Origin of the sequence: Rhodohalobacter halophilus, assembly GCF_001715195.1 — a bacterium.
Classification (GTDB): Bacteria; Bacteroidota; Rhodothermia; order Balneolales; family Balneolaceae; genus Rhodohalobacter; species Rhodohalobacter halophilus.
In genome coordinates this window covers 1-16,755 of sequence record NZ_MDWE01000056.1, presented here as the reverse complement: position 1 = coordinate 16,755, position 16,755 = coordinate 1, and the positions used below count along the sequence as shown (strand labels likewise).

The following is a 16,755-nucleotide window of genomic DNA, read 5'->3' as shown; positions in this document are numbered from 1 at the left end:
ATGACAATCAGGGGATCAAGGAATCTTTCGAATTGTGCCGCCATCACCATATAAATAAGCCCGAGTGCCATCAATATTGAAATGATAAAATCGGCCTGAGCTTTTTGCTGCTCCTCGTATTCTCCGCCATACACAATCGAAAATCCGGTGGGCATCTGCATATCAGAAAGAGAAGCCTGTATTTTTTCAACAGCTACTCCGAGCGGAACACCCGACTCCAGGTTTGCCGTGATGTAGGTAACCCGCTGACCATTAATTCGGTTAATCGTCTCAGGCCCCTCCCCGGCATTTTGATCAATCACCGTTGAAACAGGAATTACATCGCCCGATGCGGTCCGTACAGAAATATTATCCAGATCCAGTGTACTCATTCTGTCGGACTGCTGAAGCCTGACAGTAATATCAAACTCATCTCCACCTTCCCGAAACACACCGGCCCGAACACCGCCAACATTCGCCTGGATGGCTTGAGCAACCTCCCTACCTGTTAAACCGAGTGTTGAAATCCGTTCTCTGTCGAAAACAATATTCTGCTCAGGACGGCGATCTTCACGGTCTGATCGAACATCTCTCACTTCGGGAATATCCTCCATTCGGTATCGAATCTGCTCAGCAAGGTCATCAGCTACATCCATATCATGACCGCGAAGCTGCAACTGGATGGCTTCATCGCCTCCACTGCCAAAAATTCTTCTGAGAATCCAAAGCCCTGATTGAGCCTGAACACGGAAGTTCCCGCCGGGAATGGTTCCTTCAATCTGATCCCGGATATTATCGGCCAGATCGTAGGAGCTGACGGAGCGCTCAGAGGCATCAACCAGCTTCAGTTCCACTTCTGCGCGGCCGTTTCTCACCTCTGTAGATACATATTCAACCTGATCCATCGGGGCGATCTCTTTCACTTTTGCCACAAGCTCATCCAGGTATTCGTTCGCAACCGCAATGTTCATTCCGTCGGCCAGATAGAAGTTGATGCTCACTTCATCTGCTTCCGTCTCCGGTGCCAGTTCTGTATCAACAAACTTTAGCGCATAAAATGAACCGCCCACCAACAGTATTGCAATCGTAAACACCAGGTACCTTCTTTCGATTGCACCGGATAGAAACTGCGAGTAGCGATCCTCAAATCGTGCAAACCACTTCTGGAACCAGCCTCTATCTTTATCTGTCAGTTCCGAGTCGGGTTTGATCGTCATGAACTTACTGGCAAGCATAGGTACCAGTGTTAGCGCCACCAAAAGTGAACAGGCGAGGGCAAAAACCACGACAAGCGCCAACTCCTGAAACAGTGTCCCGGTAATTGTCTGCATGAAAACAACCGGCAAAAAAATCACAGAGGTAGTAATGGTGGAAGCTATGATCGCCCCGCCAACCTCTTTTGTCCCCAGCAGGGAGCTCTCGGCTAATGATTTACCCTGACCCCTGAGGCGGACAATATTCTCGAGAACCACAATGGCATTATCGACAATCAAGCCGACCCCCAGTGCGAGCCCCCCAAAACTCATTTGATTTAACGTCAGACCGCCAAAATAGAGGAGACCAAACGTTGCCACGATGGAGACAGGAATGGCCGTGGCGATAATAAATGTAGTTGAACCGTTTCGTAAAAAGAGGTAGAGAACAACGATTGCAAGCAATGCCCCCCAGATTGCTGCCTCTTGTACGTTATCAATCGAATCCTGAATAAATTCACTCTGATCGATCACCATCAGCAGGTTGATATCGTCCCGCTCGGAGTTGATTCGCTCAATTTCACGCTGAATTTCCTCCGACACCGCCACTGTATTGGCGCCGGTCTGTTTCCGGATTCCCATTCGGATCATCGGTTCATCATTAATCCGAACAACCCGTCCCACATCTTCGTAAGCATCCTCTACCGTGGCCACATCCCGGACGCGGATCGGGCGGCCATCAACCCGGGTAATAATTGTCTCAGCAATTTGATTGATGTCAGTGAACTCGCCCAAGGTTCGCACATAGAGTTCTGTCAGACCATCCTTTACATTTCCACCCGGTAGCGTGTTATTTTCAGCTACAATTGCATTCTGAACATCAATTGCCGTCAGTCCGCTGGCAGCCAGCCGGTCCCGTTTGAGGTCCACCCGAATTTCACGCCGAATTCCACCCCAAACATCAATGGAACCCACACCGGGAATCTGCTCCAGCCGTTTGGCAATCTCCTGCTCCAAAATAAGCGTCAGCTCATCAAGGGAGCGGGTAGACTGGGCGCCAAGAATTACAATCGGGGAGTCATTCGGATCAAATTTCCGTACACGCGGATTATCGGCTTCATCCGGCAGAGAACGCCGAACCCGATCGAGAGCCGCACGCACATCATTTGCGGCTTCATCCAGATTGGTGTTTTGTGAAAAATTCAGACTTACCCAGCTTGAGCCTTCCTGAGACCTGGATGTTATCTCCTCAACATTTGCCACACCGGCCAGGGCGTTCTCAATCTGATCGGTAATAATGGTTTCAATCTCCTCCGGCCCAACATTCGGGTAACTTGTTTGAACTGAAAGCCGCGGATATTCAATGGGCGGCAAAAGGTCAACCGGCAGGTACCTGAACCCAACCACACCCAAAACGAGCACGATCAGGTAGACCATGGTTGTTGCAATTGGCCGCTTGATGGAAGTTTCTGTTATTGGCATAATGTTTAACCCTGTTTACGCTATTAATTTGATGAGGATTGCTGTGCCATACCGTTATTCAGGATTTCCTGAAGCAAATCCTGCGGCTGCATTCGCTGCATATTCAAAATTTTATCCCAACTGGTAGCACGGATACGGGCTTCGTCACCCTGATCCCGAACCAGTAGATTTTGCCCCACGGTTACAACCCAGTCGCCGCTTTGAATACCGGCAACACCCGCGGCTTCACGACCTCGGGCAATAACCTCAACTGTTTTAAACTCTACTCCGGTCGGATTACTCAACTGACCGATACTGCCGCTATTTTCAATCTCTTCAAGAATTTCTGATTCAATTCCAAAAGCAGGTGCTACATAAACTCCGGTCTCTCCCGTTTGAGGGTGCCGATAAATGGCACTCAGGGGAATCAGTGTTGCCTGCTCACTTTCACCGTACAAAACATCAACGGTTACAAACATTCCGGGCAGCAGAAGACGCCCCTCATTATCCACATCTATTTCGGCTTGTGTACTGAAGCTGCCCTCACCTAAAAAAGGTGAAATTCTGGAAATTTCTCCACTCAGAGTTGTATCCGGAAAATTCTCTGAATAGATCCGCACCGTTTGGCCTGATTCGATGTACTGAAGCATCCGCTCCGTAATATTAATATTGATACGAGATCTGGAGAGATCACCAATCACAAACAGACGGTTGTTCGGTGTTGCCTGCATTCCAACCTCGGCAGTTCTGCCGCCAACCGTACCGGTAATCGGAGCTCTGATCACGGCTTGATCCAGCGCCTCCTCCTGCTCATCCACGGTAGACTGTGCCTGCTCAACTTGTGCTTCTGCCAACTCGAGGCTGGCCTCGGCAGATTCCACTTCCGCCTCAAGTTGTTCCATCTCCAGCTCGGTTACCAAATTCCGCTCAGCCAGTATTCGCTGCCTCCTCAGTTCCGACTCAATTTCATTCAGTGCAGCTTGCGCCTGACGTCGTTGTGCCACGGCTATTCGCAAACTTGCCTCCGCCTGGCGCAGCCTCTCGCGATATTCGGTATCCCTGAGCTGAACAAGCGGATCACCTTGCTGAACCCTATCTCCGGATTCCACATAAACCTCCTGGATAGGAGCAGTAATCCGCGGAAATATTTCCACCTGATTTCCGGCTCTAACCGTTCCGCTTAGCCGCTCCTCTAATGGTAAAGAACCAAATTGAGCCTGAACAGCTTCAACTGCAGGGGTGGGCCGGTTCTGTCCGGCAAATTCAGCTTCTGAATCTTCACCACAACCAACCGTTAAAAATGACGCTAACAGTAAAAGAGATAGATACTTAATATTTTTCATCGATGATTATTTCTGAGGAATTCATTTAACACTAAAATAACGATATTTGACAGTTTTCATTCCCAAGGCTTTGTTAAAGGTTATAAAATCGACAACAAGATTGTTAAAAGTTGAACCGTAAATTTTCCTTATTTGTTCAGCTGATTTTGCAATAATCATTCAGAAATTTATGGATTCTATTACTCAGGCAACGCTCGGAGCAGCGGTTGGCGAGGCATTTTTAGGAAAAAAAGCCGGATATCGCGCTGCAGCATGGGGCGTGGTGCTGGGCACCATTCCCGACCTCGACATTATTATTAATCCATTTGTGGACAGTGTGGTTGAACTTCGCAGCCACCGCGGATTCACCCATTCTATTTTGTTCTGCTTATTAGCCGCGCCCGCTGCAGGCTGGCTGATTGACAACATTCACAAATCCCTTGAGGTTGGATGGGTACGGTGGAGTGTAATGGCATTTTTCACTTTTCTAACGCACATTCTCATCGACCTGCCCACAACCTACGGAACTCAAATTTTCAGACCCTTCACCGACACCCCTTACACACTAGACTCAATATTCATCATTGATCCGTTCTTTACCATTCCACTTTTCGTCGGCCTTGTAACTGCTCTGGTATTGAGAAGAGATTCCCGCGCACGCACCATCGCCAACCGTACCGGCCTGTTGATTAGCGCACTCTACCTTATCTGGGGTTATGGCATCAAAAGCCATGTGCATTCTGTTTTTATTGAATCGTATCAACAGCAATACGGTGCATTTGAACAGATTAAAACCACTCCCAACGGCCCATCAACTTTTTTGTGGACCGGCTACATTGAGAATCAGGACACCATTTACAATGCAGTTTACTCTATTTTTGATGAACGGACAGACCTCAATTTTACGTCTATCCCCAAAAACTCTCACCTAATCGAACCTTACAGGGATCACCGTGCAATTCAAACTTTGCTCTGGTTTTCGCGCGGCTACTACAAAGCTGAGATAGAAGAGGGTCAGCTGATTATTTATGATCTCCGGTTTGGCAGGGGAGATTTCTGGCTGACCGATGACGCGTCTTATGTCTGGAAGAATCATATCCTGATTAACGAGGCCGGTTACGCTCACAGCTTCGAACAGTCCATTCCAAACTTCAATACACGAACTGCAAATTTAAGCCGTTATTGGAATCGATTGTGGGGTAAGCCTCATTAATTCTTTGTATATTTTAGCCGAATCATTTTAAATCAAGCTCTTGAATCAGCATGAACCGCAAGGTAATCATTGGCGCATTAATCACCATCTTTATCGGTATTTTTGCATTCTATTCATTCCAACAGATTCAACCGCAGGAAATTGAGAACGAACCTGACTGGCTGAATCTGACCGAAGCACTTGATCTCGCTTCCGATGATAACCGCCTGGTAATGGTAGATATATATGAAGTCGGCTGTCAGTTCTGCCGGAAGATGAGCCGCGAGGTCTATCCATCTGAAACCATCCGGGCCATTCTCGACCGCAGCTACCACCCCGTTAAGCTGAACGGTAATTCCGAATCCAACACAATTGTTTACAGAGGAGAAAAGATGACCGAAAAAGAGTTTGCCGGCTTGATGGGGGTTACCGCTTTTCCATTTACGGTCATTCTGGACTCGGACGGAAATGTACTGGACCGTCGCCGGGGCTACATGGATATTCGCGGGCTGGCGCTGTTCCTGAGAGACAAGGAGAATCGCGACGAGCAGGTTTCTTCTGCCGGAATTTGATTTAATAAAAAGGCAGATTGTATTCTAATGTTTGAAAACATCCTGCAAAAATTGTGATTCGTATTCCTCGCCCCGAGCATTCGGGGCAGATGAATTCGCAGAGTTTCGTAGAACACAATACACAACTCCTCTTTACCCCTGACAAATGCTCATTCATGGGGTTTTAAAAAATTATCTGCAGAACCACCTCTAACTTGAATGACGTTATAAAAACTGTGTTCTATTCGGCAGTGAATGATGGCTGGCTCACACCCCAAGCTCACTCACGCCCGGAGTATTGAGGATCACGTTAAACGCCGCCGAACAGAGGGTTTCGTTTGAAGTGAAGGGCAGAATTGAGGCGGTGCAGCTCATGACTGGGTTTATAAATCAATCAGGATGTATGAAAATGATGATTTTTAACCAAATCCCCGAGTCAGCGACCCGGGGTACACTCTACCCAAAAACTCACCTGACGGCGGGGAGCCGTCGGGCGAGGGTCGATAAATTACCCTTCAGCGTAAGCACGAACATCGGCCATATCCACCATCAAATCGAATAGGGCGGTGTTCCTGACAAATGTAGGAATACGATCACTGCCCGGTCCCCAGGCGGCAATTTCCACATAATCGGCCGTGTGGCTGGTACTGATGAAATTGATTCCGTTGTAATTGGCCAGCACTCCCGAAAGAACTCCGGACGGCTGCTGACGATTTCTGAACGGTGAACGGTATTTACCCTGGAACGACTGCTTCAGCATCAACCCTTCTTCCCGGGTAATTTTTGTATTCATGGCATACTCCACGTGATCCATAATATCTTTCACCGTGATCCCCGACAGTGAATCATCCGACCAGTGATATCCCATTTCACCGTACATCCACTCAAAACTGTGGCGGTAATCCTGAATGGTATCCAGCATGGCCGGTGAATCTCCGTAACCTGAACCCAGTCCGCTCAACCCTGGGTTGGCATTTCCATGGTCTGTGGTTAAAATCACAAGTGTGTCGTCACGGCCATCAGTAAAATCCATCACCTCTTTAATGGCATCATCAAATGCAATCTGATCATATACAAGTCCGGCAGGATCATTCCCGTGTGCGGCGTGATCAACCCGTCCACCCTCAACCTGCAGAATAAATCCGTTCCCATTTCTATTGAGGCGATCCAGTGCAGATTTCGTCATTTCAGCAAGGGTCGGCACTGAACTCTGAAGATCAGAAAGCGTTTTGTGATCTACCGTATAAGGCAGATGAGAATCATAAAACAGCCCCAGAAGTTTACTGTTCCGTGTCGCACGATTCATCTCTGTCTTATTCCTGGCTACGGTGTAACCATTGCGTTCAAAAACAGAGTAGAGATCCTTACCGTCGCCCCGGCTATCCGCTGAAAAGTGGCGGGCCCCTCCGCCCATCAGTAAATCATAACCCCTTTCGGCATATTGCTCGGCAATTTCATCCTCCATACCGCGTGCCGGCATATTAATACCAAAACCAGCCGGTGTTGCGTGCGTAATGCGAGCTGTTGTTACCAGCCCCGTTGCTTTTCCGGCATCCCTGAAAATTTCGCAAATGGTTTTATACTCTTCACCTTCCGGGCTCATATTCACAGCACCGTTGTTAATTCGATGTCCAGACCCCCAGGATGACGCTGCGGCCGCCGAACCCGTCACAACTGAGTTAAGCGATGCCATATCCATCAGGCCGCGGTGATACTCACGGTCCGATTCATATAGTTTAATCCAGTTCGATTTCTCCCCATACTGACGCTGTTTCACAAGATCAGCAAGAGCCAGTGTGCCGGAGCTCATTCCGTCTGAAACAAGAAAAATTACATTTTTTGCATCCCCAAATCCGGATTTTTTTCTTTGGCTTTGCCGGAATGTCTGCCCCAGCATTCCCGAACCTATGGCTGCTGTTGACAGCGCTCCCGCTTTTAAAAACTCTAGTCGACTGATTTCTTTTTTACTCATGAATTTCTGATTTGTATAGGTTAAACAGTTTGATCCGGCATTGCCTGAATGGAAACAATACCTTTAAGTAAACAACTCCCTGTCAAAAAGTCGAATAAAGGAATTGTTAAATTCTGTATGGTTTAGTTTCGCTTATCTTTCAATCGGTTGAGCCGGGTTTGCTGCATCTCTGCTTCCGACTCCTCATTGCCCGTATAGAGAGCACGCTCCCAGGATCCATAATTTGGATTGGGCAGCACAAACCACTTCGCTCCCCACCAATCCGCATACACTTCCGCGAGCTTTTTTCTCTCCTCAATGGAAATTCCCCTGGCAGGAACAAAATCATTTAAATCGTCGCCAAATAACATTAAAACCCGGTAGTTCTCCGCCACTACTTTACGGCGTTCTGTTTTGGCTGAAGTCCATCCAGGCTGACCGCCGTTGCTCATCACAGATCCTTCAGCTACCGGGAACCCCAGCTCCAGTAAATTTTGCTCGGTGTAAGGCTGAACCTCTGCATCCCTGTTTGTGATGTAGAACACGGCAATACCCAACTCATCGGCCCGGTTGGTCAGCTCAACTGCCCCTTTGATGGCCTCAGCTTCGGCTTCCCGAACCCAGTTATTCCAGGTCACACTATCAAACCCGGACTTATCTAATATTACCCGGGCTTCGTAAAATGAGTTGTCGATGGCGGTCTCATCCAGATCCAGAATGATAGCCGGCGGTTTATCGAAATAGGGATCTTCCTGCTCCAGGGATGCCGACCAAGTAGAATCCTCCAGGGCAACGGTTAAAAACATCCGGGCGGTATTATATGCTTGAAGCGTCATGGCCTCATACTCCGCAGCAGTCTGCAGCCAAAGTGTAGATGAGAGCGTGTTGTTTGAATAATCTGCCGCTTGCCTGGAGGTTTGGCAGGATGTGAACAGGAGCAGAAGCGCAACCGTAAGTAGACGAATTTTCATAATAGACAACTGTATCCAATCGTTAATTTTCCCAATTTACATTGCTCTGAAAATACGAAAGGTTCAACCCATTTATGAAGGTAGTTTTGCTCTTGTACATTTTCGTTATATTTCAACAGAGTGCATTATAAACCAAAACAAAACAAGAATACTATGAAGTTGAGAGTAAACTATTCTACTCGCGGACGATCTGTTGCCGGCAAAATGCTGAGCCTCATGGTCGGATTCGCGTTTATTTTTTCTGTATCGCTGCTTCAGGCACAAGGACTCACTCCCGAGCATGTTGCTAAAATGAAAGCTGTATCCGGGTCAGTTATCTCTGACGATGGAAGCAATATCGCCTACACCGTGAGCGTCCCGGCCGACCCATACAAAGAAAATACCGGTAACAGTAATCATCTTTATGTGTTAAATGTAGCCGATGGAACCACTAAACCATACTACACATCCGGATCCGTGGGGTCTGTTCAATTTCGACCGAATCATAACAGTATCACATTCCTCGCAAGCCGCGACGGCGATAACGGACGTGCCCTATATGAACTGCCGCTGGATGGCGGAGAAGCCGTTAAGCTTTTTGAGTTTGACCGAAATATTGTTTCTTACACCTGGCATCACGATGGAAATCACGTAGCTTTTACCGCACTTGAAGCTCCTGAGCAATCTTCATCACCGCTGCCATATACGGCCGATGTTTATGAAGAGAATCAAACTAACCGAAAAGCATATATCACCAATGTAAATGTTGAAGGCCACGACCCACATCAGTTGAATGTAGACGGATCTATTTACATGGTTGAGTGGAGTCCGGACGGAAGTAAACTGGCCGTTTCTGCAGCACCCACTCCCGAGGTGGATGACTTCTATATGAAACAGCAAATTTTCATCGTCGACTACCGCTCACGCGATATCATAGCGGAAGTAAACAACGAAGGGAAACTCGGAGAGTTTAAGTGGAGTCCAAACGGGCAACAGCTCGCACTTCGAACCGCATATGATATTAACGACCCGACAGACGGACGTCTAAAAATAGTATCTGCCGAAGGCGGAACTCCCGAGAACATTGATGAAGATTTTGAAGGCAAATATGAACAAATCGAATGGACTTCGAACAACGAAATCCATTTTGTAGCCAGTCAAGGCACATCCACTCTTTTAGGCACAATTCGCCCAAATGGAAATAATAAGCGAGTTCTTTTCAATGGAAACGCCCATGCTATTGGATCTTTTTCAAGAGCTGCTGATGGAACCATCTCATTTGTTGCCAGCTCTCCCGAGCATCCAAATGAACTGTTCACATTAGGTCGTGGACGAAATGCTCAGCCGCAAAAAGTAACCGATCACAACCCGTGGCTTGAGGATGTTGAACTTGGCAAGCAGGAGGTGGTTCGATACACAGCCCGCGATGGAGAGTTTGAAATTGAAGGAATGCTGATGTATCCGCTTGGCTATGAAGAGGGTACGCGAGTACCGGTTATCACCGTTGTTCACGGCGGACCTGAAGCGCACTACAGCAATGGCTGGCTAACCGGGTACTCAAGCCCCGGACAGATGGCAGCAGCTAAAGGTTATGCTGTTTTCTATCCAAACTATCGCGGAAGCACCGGTCGCGGTGTTGAATTTGTTTACAGCAGTCAGGCCGATCTTGCCGGAAAAGAGTTTGATGATGTGGTTGATGGTGTGGACTACCTGATTGACCAGGGAATTGCAGATGCAGATCGAATCGGAGTCACCGGTGGGTCTTACGGCGGATATGCATCTGCCTGGATGAGCACCTACTACAGCGACCGCTTTGCGGCATCCGTTATGTTTGTAGGGATCAGCAATAATCTCTCAAAATGGGGAACCAGCGATATTCCAAACGAACTTTATCTGGTTCACTCTCGCGAGCGCATGTGGGATTCTGATGAAAAATGGATGGACTACCTGAAACGAAGCCCGATCTACTGGGTCGATCGCGCAGAAACACCTATTCTTATTATGCACGGTGCCAACGATACCCGCGTACACCCTGCGCAATCACTCGAGCTTTATCGACATCTGAAAGTTCGCAAACCGGATGTACCGGTTCGCCTGGTCTGGTACCCCGGTGAGGGGCACGGAAACTCCCGTTCAGCCTCCAAGTTTGACTATAACCACCGTATGCTCGAATGGTTTGATACCTATCTGATGACGGGCGATGCATCCGCAGAGATGCCGCACTGGGATGCACCAATTCCAACGCGTGATTAATGCAGAAGCCATTTAGAGATTAACAAAACACACCCAAAAAATCCCCTCCTTAAAAAAGGAGGGGCATGGGGTGGTGGTAGTTTTTTGAATAAAACTCAATTTTTTATTTGCCCCATATCAAGGGTCAAATAATTGAAATGAAATCAAAAACCCGGGCTCATCAGTCCGGTTTTTTTTGTAAATCCATGTTTTCTCATCCCTGATCAAGAGGACTTTGTACGCCTTTCCCTCCACGATTTAGTACATGCGTGTAGATCATCGTTGTTTTTACGCTCTTGTGGCCAAGCAGCTCCTGGACGGTGCGGATATCGTAGCCGTTTTTCAGCAAATGTGTGGCAAACGAGTGACGAAATGTATGTGGGGTTATGTGTTTCTGAATGTCTAAACTGCTGAGAGTTCTACGCACGGCTCGTCTTATATCCCGCTGTGAAATATGATACCTGTGGCGGACACCTGAGCGAGGGTCTACCGATCTTTTTTTTGATGGAAACAGATATTGCCACCGCGTTTCGTTCGCGGCATTCGGGTACTTCCGTGAAAGCGCATTTGGAAGGATCGTTTCACCAAATCCTTTAGCCAAATCTTTTTGATGAAGCTTTTTCACTTTTTCAATCTGATGTTGAATTTGATGGATCATCGACTCCGGTATCATGGTCACCCTGTCCCGTAAACCCTTTCCATTACGGACCGTAATCTGCCTGTAGGTTAAATCAAGATCCAGAATTCTGAGCCTCAGAGCTTCAGAAATTCGCAACCCTGAACCGTAGAGAAGACTCACAACCAGGCGGGGCACACCTTCCAGGGAATGAATGACCGCCATCGCCTCCCGTTCCGTTAGAACAACCGGGAGTCTTTTTGGTTTTTTTGCCCTTTTCAGTTTGTCGAGATGCTGAAGAGGTTGATTGAGTATGTGGGAATAGAGAAACACAATAGCAGACAACGCCTGATTTTGTGTAGAGGCTGCCACATTCAGATCATTTGCCAGGTAGTTCAGATAGTTTACTACATCCTTCTCCTTCAGATATTTTGGATGAGTCAGATCATGATATCGTACAAATCTGACAATCCACTGAGAATAGGTTTTCTCGGTACTGTAACTATAATTTCTACGCCGAACCTCTTCTTTTAGCCGGGTTAACAATTTCTTCTCTTTCATACGCTTTTTATATGTATGAAGGGAAAAAAGGAACATCCTTACAAAAAACCTGAAGATTTTTATCGGCGTTTTATTCGGACATTCTGATCTTGCCGATAAATATTATTCGGGCAAAACCTTGTGTTTACTTGCTTTGATAGTATTATTGGATTATTATCGGACAAAGGCACTATCTAAAATAATGCCGGGAAATAGATGTTATTTGTCTAAATTGAATACACAGTCAAGAGAACACAAAGTGACAAATCAATCCTTATTTTTTTGTCAAAATCTGTACTTTGAAACATGAGCAAAAAAGAGATAGACATTGAAATTGACCGGCTAACCAACTCAATCGAAAACAGTGTCACTGGTGAAGTTTTTGATACGAAGGTTGTTCTACTCAATCAATCAGGCAAAAAAGATATCAAATCTGCAGAATGGCTTTTTGATTGGGAAGCTGAGCTGGATTTAAAAAATCGGGAAGTTTACAAATTGACGACTGTTAACAATCCCAAAATTATTCATGGATTGTTGTGCCTGGAAGACAAGAGTGATCATATTTTTATTCACCTTATTGAAAGTGCGAACTTCAATAAAGGCACCAACAAAATGTATTTGGGTGTGGCTGGGAACCTTTTTGCATTTGCATGTAAACTCTCGTTTGAGAAAGGATATGAGGGGTATGTTGCCTTTGATTCAAAGTCTGCGTTAATTGAACACTACAAGAAAAAACTTGGTGCTACGCATTTCAAGGGACAACGAATGTACATTGAAACCGTTAATGCATTGAAGCTTGTGAAAAAATATTTTCAGGATTAAAACCATGGCTATAGTTAAAGAACCCAAAGGAATTGATTTCGTTGTTAAGTCAGAACCCTGGACTGATAAGGAATTGAAGGAGTTCAGGAAAGTGATGGAAAAACAGAAGTCTAAACTTGGTGAAAAAAAGCGATCGAAGATCAAAGAGAATTATAAAAAAGTTTCCAAGCAACCTGCGTAGTCTCCTGCTTTCCTATTCATAGCTACGCCAAATAACAAGCATTTCAAGCGGATTTTGCCGCTCATCGTCTGTATTACAGCCATTGAATTTGTAGTAATTCAGAGTTTTCACCACTTTGTCATCTTAAAATGGCAAAACCGCTTAAATGCCGCACCGTTATACTACCTAACCAAATAAGAACAAGAATGGAAATGAGAAAACAGTTCAGAGCTCCCTGGGATCTCCTTTTGATTATTATGACCACCTTCATTGTCGGGTTGCTATTGGGATTGAATTATCTGTATCCGTCTCAGTCTATCATACCATCTATCATTAGTTGGAGTATCATATTGTTCTGTGCAGCTTTTGGAATCTATGGATTCAGTATTCAAAACGGAATGTTGAGAATTCTTCGTTTGGGATGGTCTAAAGATATTTCTCTATCGGATATTAAAAGTGTAGAATACAAACCAAATGCCATGATGGGATCATTGCGTACATGGGGGATTGGGGGTGTTTTTGGGTATATTGGACATTTTAAAAATCGGATATTGGGTAATTATAAAGCCTATGCGACTCATCGCCGTAAAACCGTGGTTATTCTCACAAATAATAACGAACAAATTGTAATAACCCCTGATGATCCAGAGTTGTTTGTGCAAACTCTACGAGATGAAGCAAAAGTAGCAGTATAACCAGCAATTCCTGCTGACGGTTTCGCGTTGGTTGCTCGGCTTTAAAATTGATAGCCCCGCAGCAGAAATGCCAAACCGTTATGCTACCTCATCTCTAAAGCTTGACAATAAGTACGGAATTACGTACGTTTTTATAGTAAACATAATCAATCCCACCATATCATGAAGACATTAACTGCGACCCAAGCTCGAAAAGAAATTTACCGGCTATTGGATGAGGCTTCTGAAACTCATGAGCCAATTCAAATTACCGGCAAGAGAACCAATGCGGTACTTATCAGCGAGGATGACTGGCGTTCGATTCAGGAAACACTCTATCTGTCTTCCATTCCGGGAATGCAGGAATCCATTATTGAAGGACTGCAGACGCCTGTTGAAGAAACTGATGAAGAGCTTGACTGGTGAGTAAATACAAACTCGTTTACACAAAACAAGCAAAAAAAGATGCCAGGAAAGCAGCTTCTTCGGGATTAAAGCCAAAGATTGAGGAGTTGCTGGAAATAATTAAGGAGAATCCTTTTGAAGAATACCCTCCTTATGAAAAACTTGTAGGTAATTTAGAGGGGGCGTACTCCCGACGTATCAACATCCAGCACCGATTGGTTTATCAAGTGCTTGAGGAAGAAAAGATCGTTAAAGTGATTCGAATGTGGACTCATTACGAATGACCCGGTAGCATAACCAGCAATTCCTGCTGACGGGTTCAAGTTGGTTGCTTAACTTTTGAGTGGATTGCCCCGCAGCAGAATTGCCAAACCGTTATGTTTTTAAACCAAATATCGAGACTATGAAGACAACTTATTTTTTTATAGCTATAATTTGGCTTTTTCCATTGACTATTTTTGGTCAAGAGTTGGACTCTCTGAATACTCGAGCAGATAATTTAAATGTCGAAATTGAGGAAATAGACCACGAGATAAGAGCTCTGCAACAAAAAAAAGATAGTTTAAATAGCTTAATAAGAGATTTAAATAGACAAATCTCACAGATTAACTATGAGAATGAAATTAGTGAGGGAGTTCCAACAAGAATAAATTTCTTGCGTGGTCGATTATATTCTGAACCCTCTGTAGGTTCAGAAGAATTAGTCAGAATTGATCGAGGTGAAGAGGTATTAATATTCGATTTTTATGTACCTCCATTCTTCAGAGCTAAGTATGAAGATTTTGTCGGTTACATCAGTGTAGCCTCATTAGAAAAGAATGACTTTATTGAGAAAAAGCAATCAGAGTTACAAGAAGAGGAATTCAAAGAATTACAAGAGTCAAATCCACGCTTAGCTCGCTTAATTAGAAAATATGGGCAAACTCGTGGTGAAAGAATCTATGAAAAAGAAATATGGATTGGAATGACCGATGAAATGGCACGAGACGCACTCGGCAGACCAAATGATATAAATCGAACTACAACTTCATGGGGTATTCGTGAGCAATGGGTGTATCCAAATCGTGTATATTTATATTTTGAGGACGGTATACTAACAAGTTGGCAAGATTAATAAAAACATAACAATGCGGCTCAAGCGGACGAGTTTGCAGTTCGGGGCTTTAGAAAATTGTTCGCCTCGCCGCTTAGCCGCCAAACCGTTATACCCTTGTAAGAATCACTTCTATTTTTTACTATGGTTTTAGTAATTAAATTTAAAAATCACCTCCTTTCTCATTTGAATTAAAATCATTGAAGAAATGTCCCGACAAAAAATTATAACAGTGCTTCTCTCTGTGGTCTTCATTATTGGAATCGTGATTCTGATAAACTCAATTGGTGACGCTGAACCGAATTTTTTGCGAACCCTTGATGAAACCCCAGAAGTGTTCGAGCGAAATATTTCACAAGTTTCCTATCAGGCTTCTCATTTAGCAGATACTTCAGCAGTATTCAGACCTGCTCAGATTAGATTTTACGATAATCATGTTTACCTAAATGACTTCTCAGATTTTACAATTTATGAGTATGATTTTGAAGGGAATCAAAAAAGAGTGCTAACAACCAACCGTGGAAGAGGACCCGGTGAAATTCTCCATTTAACAGACTTCGACATTAATGATGATGTAATCTATGTGGCTGACAGTCAGAGCATGAGGGTTACTTCTTACTCAATTGAAACCGGGGAAAATATAGACACCTTTTCTCTTGAAAATCGTCCAATGAGAGTCACCTGTCTTAAAGATGGGTTTATTGTTCAATGGCTTGGTAATGACTTACTCTTTTCAAAGTTTGATTATGATGGAAATGAGATACTTCAATTTGGAGAGATTGTCGAAGACCAATACCAACATCAAATGTCATTGGATGGTACAATAAGATCAAACCGAAACGATAGATTTGTATACATTCCCTTCTATTCCAGTCTCATATACCACTATGAATCAAGCGGCGAACTTATCAATATTTTAAAAGCCCCTGATGGAGTACACTTTCCATTCACACGAAGAGAAGGAGCAACAGCTTTTGCACCTGATTTTTCATATATGCGTGATGGTTACCTCGATGAAAATAACAATTTATATGTCTACACAAGTATTCCGGGAGATGATAATCAGCCAAGTGAAGAAAGTTTGATATCATATCTTGATAAATACAACCTCAGAACGGCTGAATATGTAGAATCCATTCGGCTTCATGATCATTATACCTCAGTCATGTACAACCCAAATGATCATGTGATATATGCATCTGATATGGGGTTTTCATTTAAATATATTTTAGACTCACCGTTTTAAACAGTAAAATACAGGGTATAACCAGCAATTTCTGCTGACGGGTTCGTGTTGGTTGCCCGGCTTTTGAGTGGATTGCCCCGCAGCAGAATTGCCAAACCGTTATACAACCTTTTCTAATTGAGAAACCTGCTCTTCATACAGCTCCTCTAGCTTTTTCTTTTCCTTTCGCATCATTTCATCAAAATTGCGCAGTTTTGAAACTGTAACATTTAAATCCCTACGAATACGGTTTGCCTTTCTTCGATTAGCCATGCATTCACATTCCTGTAGTGGGTCTATCATATGTTTTCCAGTGAAGCAAGGTGTTTCATCATTCCAACTCATAATCTACTCCGGTTGTATAACAAGGCGCATTAACGTGGGACGCG

16 protein-coding genes are annotated in these 16,755 nt (G+C 44.7%); 10 read left to right on the top strand and 6 right to left on the bottom strand.

Annotated elements, in window-relative coordinates; all coding sequences use genetic code 11:
• Both BG260_RS12620 and BG260_RS12615 read right to left on the bottom strand, forming a co-directional pair.
• Positions 1-2,654, bottom strand: a 2,654-nt coding sequence (locus BG260_RS12620) for an efflux RND transporter permease subunit (protein WP_069133251.1), incomplete at its 3' end; no start/stop codon positions are given.
• A gap of 23 nt (positions 2,655-2,677) precedes the next feature.
• Positions 2,678-3,976, bottom strand: coding sequence for an efflux RND transporter periplasmic adaptor subunit (locus BG260_RS12615; RefSeq protein ID WP_069133249.1), 1,299 nt, complete (start codon positions 3,974-3,976; stop codon positions 2,678-2,680).
• A gap of 169 nt (positions 3,977-4,145) precedes the next feature.
• On the opposite strand from BG260_RS12615, the gene BG260_RS12610 reads away from it, so the two are divergent.
• Both BG260_RS12610 and BG260_RS12605 read left to right on the top strand, forming a co-directional pair.
• Entirely contained in the window at positions 4,146-5,168 is a 1,023-nt protein-coding gene (locus BG260_RS12610; RefSeq protein ID WP_069133247.1) for a metal-dependent hydrolase, read from the top strand.
• Positions 5,169-5,218: 50 nt separating this feature from the next.
• Entirely contained in the window at positions 5,219-5,719 is a 501-nt protein-coding gene (locus tag BG260_RS12605) for a thioredoxin family protein (RefSeq protein WP_069133245.1), read from the top strand.
• Positions 5,720-6,206: 487 nt separating this feature from the next.
• Here the strand turns inward: BG260_RS12605 and BG260_RS12600 are convergent, their stop codons facing one another.
• A complete protein-coding gene (locus BG260_RS12600) occupies positions 6,207-7,670 on the bottom strand; it encodes an alkaline phosphatase (protein WP_083750311.1) in 1,464 nt (487 codons plus the stop codon).
• 122 nt (positions 7,671-7,792) lie between these two features.
• Positions 7,793-8,620 (bottom strand): 5'-nucleotidase, lipoprotein e(P4) family, encoded by an 828-nt coding sequence (locus BG260_RS12595; protein WP_069133243.1) that lies wholly within the window; start codon positions 8,618-8,620, stop codon positions 7,793-7,795.
• A 153-nt stretch (positions 8,621-8,773) separates the two neighbouring features.
• Between BG260_RS12595 and BG260_RS12590 the strand changes: the two genes are divergently transcribed.
• The gene (locus BG260_RS12590) at positions 8,774-10,852 is read left to right on the top strand and encodes a S9 family peptidase (RefSeq protein ID WP_083750310.1); all 2,079 of its coding nucleotides are present in this window, start codon (positions 8,774-8,776) and stop codon (positions 10,850-10,852) included.
• 193 nt (positions 10,853-11,045) lie between these two features.
• On the opposite strand, the gene BG260_RS12585 is transcribed toward BG260_RS12590, so the two are convergent.
• The gene (locus tag BG260_RS12585; protein ID WP_069133253.1) at positions 11,046-12,008 is read right to left on the bottom strand and encodes an integron integrase; all 963 of its coding nucleotides are present in this window, start codon (positions 12,006-12,008) and stop codon (positions 11,046-11,048) included.
• A gap of 285 nt (positions 12,009-12,293) precedes the next feature.
• On the opposite strand from BG260_RS12585, the gene BG260_RS12580 reads away from it, so the two are divergent.
• The 7 genes from BG260_RS12580 (at position 12,294) to BG260_RS12555 (ending at position 16,387) form a co-directional block, all read left to right on the top strand.
• Positions 12,294-12,809, top strand: a complete 516-nt coding sequence (locus BG260_RS12580; protein ID WP_069133241.1) for a hypothetical protein — start codon at positions 12,294-12,296, stop codon at positions 12,807-12,809.
• Between the two features lie 4 nt (positions 12,810-12,813).
• Positions 12,814-12,990, top strand: coding sequence for a hypothetical protein (locus tag BG260_RS14200; RefSeq protein WP_176719499.1), 177 nt, complete (start codon positions 12,814-12,816; stop codon positions 12,988-12,990).
• 128 nt (positions 12,991-13,118) lie between these two features.
• The gene (locus tag BG260_RS12575) at positions 13,119-13,664 is read left to right on the top strand and encodes a PH domain-containing protein (RefSeq protein WP_083750309.1); all 546 of its coding nucleotides are present in this window, start codon (positions 13,119-13,121) and stop codon (positions 13,662-13,664) included.
• A 162-nt stretch (positions 13,665-13,826) separates the two neighbouring features.
• On the top strand, positions 13,827-14,069 hold the full coding sequence (locus BG260_RS12570; RefSeq protein ID WP_069133237.1) for a type II toxin-antitoxin system Phd/YefM family antitoxin: 243 nt from the start codon (positions 13,827-13,829) through the stop codon (positions 14,067-14,069).
• Positions 14,066-14,332: a Txe/YoeB family addiction module toxin gene (locus tag BG260_RS12565; RefSeq protein ID WP_069133234.1), complete on the top strand. Its 267-nt coding sequence runs from the start codon at positions 14,066-14,068 to the stop codon at positions 14,330-14,332. The genes BG260_RS12570 and BG260_RS12565 overlap by 4 nt, the downstream gene beginning before the upstream one ends.
• Before the next feature lie 119 nt (positions 14,333-14,451).
• Positions 14,452-15,162, top strand: a complete 711-nt coding sequence (locus tag BG260_RS12560; RefSeq protein ID WP_069133232.1) for a V-type ATP synthase subunit I domain-containing protein — start codon at positions 14,452-14,454, stop codon at positions 15,160-15,162.
• Between the two features lie 187 nt (positions 15,163-15,349).
• A complete protein-coding gene (locus BG260_RS12555; RefSeq protein ID WP_069133230.1) occupies positions 15,350-16,387 on the top strand; it encodes a 6-bladed beta-propeller in 1,038 nt (345 codons plus the stop codon).
• Between the two features lie 99 nt (positions 16,388-16,486).
• On the opposite strand, the gene BG260_RS12550 is transcribed toward BG260_RS12555, so the two are convergent.
• On the bottom strand, positions 16,487-16,711 hold the full coding sequence (locus BG260_RS12550; protein ID WP_141691607.1) for a hypothetical protein: 225 nt from the start codon (positions 16,709-16,711) through the stop codon (positions 16,487-16,489).
• Positions 16,712-16,755: the final 44 nt, after the last annotated feature.